The organism is Rhodococcus sp. CX (genome assembly GCF_015865005.1).
GTDB lineage: Bacteria > Actinomycetota > Actinomycetes > Mycobacteriales > Mycobacteriaceae > Rhodococcus.
The window spans coordinates 1-2712 of sequence record NZ_JADZGH010000072.1 but is presented as its reverse complement, the minus strand read 5'-3'; the positions used below and the strand labels follow the sequence as shown (position 1 = coordinate 2712).

6 protein-coding genes are annotated in these 2712 nt (G+C 70.9%); 2 read left to right on the top strand and 4 right to left on the bottom strand.

The features are described 5' to 3' along the window. Both I0Q12_RS08100 and I0Q12_RS08095 read left to right on the top strand, forming a co-directional pair. The coding region (locus tag I0Q12_RS08100; protein ID WP_231610252.1) for a YeiH family protein at positions 1 to 669 on the top strand (669 nt) is incomplete at its 5' end. A gap of 24 nt (positions 670 to 693) precedes the next feature. Next, the gene (locus I0Q12_RS08095) at positions 694 to 1131 is read left to right on the top strand and encodes a PaaI family thioesterase (protein WP_197251445.1); all 438 of its coding nucleotides are present in this window, start codon (positions 694 to 696) and stop codon (positions 1129 to 1131) included. 8 nt (positions 1132 to 1139) lie between these two features. Here I0Q12_RS08095 and I0Q12_RS08090 read toward each other — a convergent pair whose 3' ends face one another. The 4 genes from I0Q12_RS08090 to I0Q12_RS08075 form a co-directional block, all read right to left on the bottom strand. Then, positions 1140 to 1469: a DUF202 domain-containing protein gene (locus I0Q12_RS08090; RefSeq protein ID WP_197251444.1), complete on the bottom strand. Its 330-nt coding sequence runs from the start codon at positions 1467 to 1469 to the stop codon at positions 1140 to 1142. Beyond that, entirely contained in the window at positions 1466 to 1834 is a 369-nt protein-coding gene (locus I0Q12_RS08085) for a DUF202 domain-containing protein (RefSeq protein ID WP_197251443.1), read from the bottom strand. The genes I0Q12_RS08090 and I0Q12_RS08085 overlap by 4 nt, the downstream gene beginning before the upstream one ends. 46 nt (positions 1835 to 1880) lie before the next feature. Continuing rightward, positions 1881 to 2348, bottom strand: a complete 468-nt coding sequence (locus I0Q12_RS08080; RefSeq protein WP_197251442.1) for a ubiquinol-cytochrome c reductase iron-sulfur subunit — start codon at positions 2346 to 2348, stop codon at positions 1881 to 1883. A gap of 58 nt (positions 2349 to 2406) precedes the next feature. Next, positions 2407 to 2712, bottom strand: a 306-nt coding sequence (locus I0Q12_RS08075) for a ubiquinol-cytochrome c reductase iron-sulfur subunit (RefSeq protein ID WP_197251441.1), incomplete at its 5' end; no start/stop codon positions are given.

Below are 2712 nucleotides of genomic sequence, written 5' to 3'. Positions count from 1 at the left end.
GGCTGGACCCAGCGCCTGCTCATCGCGTGCGGATTCTCGATCTGCGGGGCGGCCGCGGCGGCCGCCGTCGACGGCATGATCTCCGCGCGCACCCGCGAGCTGCTGACCACGGTCGCTCTCGTCGTCGTGTTCGGCACCGCCATGATCCCGCTGCTGCCGGCGCTCGCGGGTGGTCTCGGACTCGACGGCACGCAGGCCGGGATGTGGGCCGGTGCAGCCGTCCACGAGGTCGCGCAGGTCGTCGCCGTGGGAGGTGCCCTGGACACCACGACGGCGGCGGGAGGCGCGCTGACGGTGGCGGTGACCGTGAAACTCGCGCGGGTGGCGCTGCTCGCGCCGGTCGCCGCGGGTGTCGGGATCGCGGCCCGGCGCCGCGGTGAGACACCGGCGGACACCCGCAGACCGCCGCTGGTTCCGCTGTTCCTCGTCGGGTTCCTCGCCTGCGCCGCGCTCCGCGCGACCGGGATGCTGCCCACGACCGTCCTGCAAACCGCACATTCGGTGCAGGTCGCGCTGCTGGCGGCCGCGATGTTCGCGCTCGGCACGGGCGTGCGCCTCGACATGCTCCGCGGGATCGGTTGGCGCCCTGTCGCCCTCGCCGGATTCGCGACGGTGTGGGTCACGGCGATCGCGCTGGCCGGGGTCGTGCTGGTCCACCCGCTCGGGTAGCTCGGATAGGGCACACTGCCGTGCATGGAAACCCTGGATTTCGACGCCGCTGCTTTCGACGCCGCTGCCGCCGTCCTGGCCGCGCAGCCGTTCAGTGTCCTGGTCGGTGCGCGCCTGAGCGCCTACGCGCCGCCGCGTGCGGTACTCGAGATTCCGATCCGTCCGGAACTGCTGCAGCAGTTCGGTTTCGTCCACGGCGGGGTGTTGTCGTACGCGGCGGACAACGCGATCACGTTCGCGGCGGGCACGGTCCTGGGCCCGTCGATCGTCACGACCGGTTTCACGGTGGACTATCTGCGGCCGGCGAAAGGTGTGCTGCTGCGCGCCGAGGCCGCAGTCGTCGAATCGACGAAGCGGCAGGCGCTGTGCCGGTGCGAGATCGTCGCGGTCGCCGAGGACGGAACCGAGAAGGTGTGCGCGGCGGCGCAGGGCAGCGCGCGGTTGATCGACCTCTCGCGCTAGGGCAGGCCCTATCCGCTCGTCGCGATCAGGACCGCCGACGCGAGGGCGAGCACCGCGACCGCGACGGTGACGGTGAGGTTGCGCCACCAGTGATGCGCGACCGTCCCGGCTGCGAATCGCCGGACCCGCGCACGGTGGCCGTGACCGGCGGTAATCAGTAGGTACAGCGCGGGGGTCAGGCACAGCAATCCGATCGAGACGATCGCGACGTCCGGCCCCGGCGTGAAGCGCATGAATCCGAGGGCGACAGCACCGAGCACGGCGGCGGTGCGCAGCCACGCGAGGCTGGTGCGTTCGGGCTGCAGCCCGGGATCGTCGTGGGTGGTGTACCGGCTCATCGGAGGATCGCCACCGTCAACACCACGGCGGCGACGGCCAGCATCCCGGCCAGCAGGAACGCCGCCCAGGGCGGCGACAGGGGGCGTTCGGTGCGCATGGCTTCCTCGACGCGCACCCAGCGGATCAGCGCGCCGATGACCAGAACAGCGGCGAACACCAGCAACACGCACGACACGGTCGTGCGGACCGCGGTGCTCACCACGTCGCCCCCGAACGTCTCGAGCCCGACCGCGGCCGCGATGATGCCCAGCGACGTACGGATCCACGCCAGGAAGGTCCGTTCGTTGGCGAGGGTGAACCGCGGGTCGGGTTCGGTTCCCTCCCGCAGCGCGCGCGGCCGCCAGTCCCGTCGGGGTGCTGTCACAGATACGAACACTAGCGGCGCCGGGGCACGGCGAGGCGGTTCCCGGCTACGAGACGTACACCTGACCGTCGCGAATCTCGGTGGTCTTGCCCGGCAGCGAACGGGTTGCGGGCCCGTGCGCGACCGTGCCGTCGAGGTTGTACTTGCTGCCGTGACACGGGCAGTTGATGGTGCCACCACTGACGTCGGCGACCGTGCAGCCCTGATGCGTGCAGACCGCGCTGAACGCCAGGACCTGGCTGTCGCCGGGTTTGGTGACCACCACCTCCTGCGACGGAAACACCACTCCACCGCCGACCGGGATGTCGCCGACCGCGATGAGCGGCCCGATCTGCGCGGCGGGCGTACGGTTCGCCTGGTTCGGGGTCGTGGTGGCTGCACCGGTGCTGCCTGTGTTCGAGTTCCCGCACGCGGCGGTCGCGGCTGCGGCCACGACACCGACACCGATCAGCACCGTGCGGCGGTTCACCGGGAATTGTTCGAGGAGATGTTCGGGAAGCTTTTCGGGATCCATGGGAGCTCCGATCGTCTGCGTCGGAATCTACTCCGACGCAGGCGACGACGACCCCGGTTCAGCCGACGACGAGATCGGTACCGCGCGCCTCGACCGGACGCGTCTTCAGGGGCTTCTTCGCCGGGCCCTGCGCGACCGTGCCGTCGAGCCGGAAACGGCTTCCGTGGCAGTTGCACACTATTTCGTCCCCTTCGACGCCGCTGATGTTGCAGCCGGAGTGGGTGCAGATCGCGACGAACGCACGGAAGTCGCCGGCGACCGGCTGGGACACGACCAGACGCTTGCCTTCGATCATCACGGCTCCGCCGACCGGCACGTCCGAGACCGCGGCGACGACCTCCGCGCCCGGTCCGGGGGGCGCGGT

Bases quoted from the DNA above. Each gene is read 5' to 3' on its own strand.
- I0Q12_RS08095 (WP_197251445.1), top strand. From the start codon at position 694: ATGGAAACCCTGGATTTCGACGCCGCTGCTTTCGACGCCGCTGCCGCC.
- I0Q12_RS08090 (WP_197251444.1), bottom strand. From the start codon at position 1,469: ATGAGCCGGTACACCACCCACGACGATCCCGGGCTGCAGCCCGAACGC.
- I0Q12_RS08080 (WP_197251442.1), bottom strand. From the start codon at position 2,348: ATGGATCCCGAAAAGCTTCCCGAACATCTCCTCGAACAATTCCCGGTG.